Origin of the sequence: Paracoccus angustae, from assembly GCF_042648745.1 — a bacterium.
Lineage (GTDB): Bacteria > Pseudomonadota > Alphaproteobacteria > Rhodobacterales > Rhodobacteraceae > Paracoccus > Paracoccus angustae.
Window position 1 is genome coordinate 1 of sequence record NZ_JBHRXY010000108.1, and the last position, 1,518, is coordinate 1,518.

The following is a 1,518-nucleotide window of genomic DNA, read 5'->3' on the forward strand; positions in this document are numbered from 1 at the left end:
ATCTATACCACAACGCACCCGGCCGAGCCGGAATATCTGTCGTGGAATAAGGGGTTGACTGCGATCATGAGAGCAGGCCGCTGAAAAAGCCGGCCCTCGACCCGCTTTGAGGAACATGATTCACCCTCTGGGCGACGAAGGCGGGGGGTGATGATGCGCGGCACGGATGAGACGAGCGGGTCGTTGTTCAGCTATGTTGATCTGGAAGCGCGCGTTCCGGCGCGGCATCCGTTGCGCAAGATCCGGCAGGTGGTGAACGACGCGTTGGCCAGCTTGGATGGCGAGTTCGCAGCGCTCTATACTGATTTCGGTCGCCCCTCGATTGCGCCGGAACGCCTGATCCGGGCCAGTCTGCTCCAGATCCTCTTCTCGGTCCGGTCTGAGCGGCAGCTGATGGAGCAGATGCAGTATAACCTGCTGTTCCGGTGGTTCGTGGGGCTGGGCATCGACGATCAGGTCTGGGTCCCGACAGTGTTCACGAAAAACCGCGACCGACTGCTGACGACCGAGATGTCGCGCAAGGTGATGGCGGCGATCCTGGCGCACCGGGAGGTCGCGCCGCTCCTGTCGGACGAGCACTTCTCGGTCGACGGCACGCTGGTCAAGGCTTGGGCCTCGATGAAGAGCTTTCAGCCGAAGCCGGAAATCCCCTCGCCTGATGACGAGGGACCGGGCGACCCGCCCTCGCCAGACACGACCGCCGCCGACCAGCCCGAACAGACCCAAACAGAGACCGACCCGATGCCCCGCCCCACCCGCCAACACCGCAATGCCGAAGTAGATTTCAGAGGTGAGCGGCGGTCGAACGCCACCCATGCCTCGTCCACCGACCCGGACGCCCGGCTCTACAAGAAATCGCCCGGCACCGGTGCGATGCTGTGCTTCATCGGCCATGCGCTGATGGAGAACCGTTCGGGCCTGATCGTTCAGGGCGATCTGACCCAGGCCGACGGCCATGCCGAACGGCGTGCCGCGCTCGACATGGTTCATCGCCACTCCCCGGGATCGACCCGCAAGCTGACCCTGGGAGCAGATAAGGGATACGACGCTTCCGCGTTCGTTGCTGACCTGCGTCAGGCCTGTGTGACCCCGCATGTCGCCCGGAAGGCGAGATGTTCAGCGATCGACGGACGAACCACCCGGCACAAGGGCTATGACCTGTCCCTGAAGCACCGCAAGCGGATCGAGGAGGCGTTCGGCTGGGCCAAGACTGTTGGCGGCATGGCACAGACCGTTTACCGCGGCGTCGAACGGGTGCGCGCCCGCTTCGTTCTGACAATGGCGGCCAACAACCTCGCCCGGCTGCCCCGATTGCTCGCCGCATGAAGCCGAAAAGCGGCATCAGCCGCGCATACCGTTCGCCCCGATGGGCCGGAAGCTCTAGGCATTCGGTATAGTCCTGAGGAAACCATTCCGCCCCGGAGACTTCTTCAGCGGCCTGTTAGACCCCATGATCGCTGGGTGAGCTGACTGGGTAGGCGGCCTCTCCCGCGGCATTCTCCGTTCGAGGGTTGCACC

General features: G+C 64.0%; 1 protein-coding gene. It reads left to right on the plus strand.

The window, feature by feature from the left end; genetic code table 11:
* Window positions 1-153 precede the first annotated feature (153 nt).
* Entirely contained in the window at window positions 154-1,326 is a 1,173-nt protein-coding gene (locus ACFOM8_RS22950; RefSeq protein WP_377764677.1) for an IS5 family transposase, read from the plus strand.
* The last annotated feature ends 192 nt before the right edge of the window (window positions 1,327-1,518 follow it).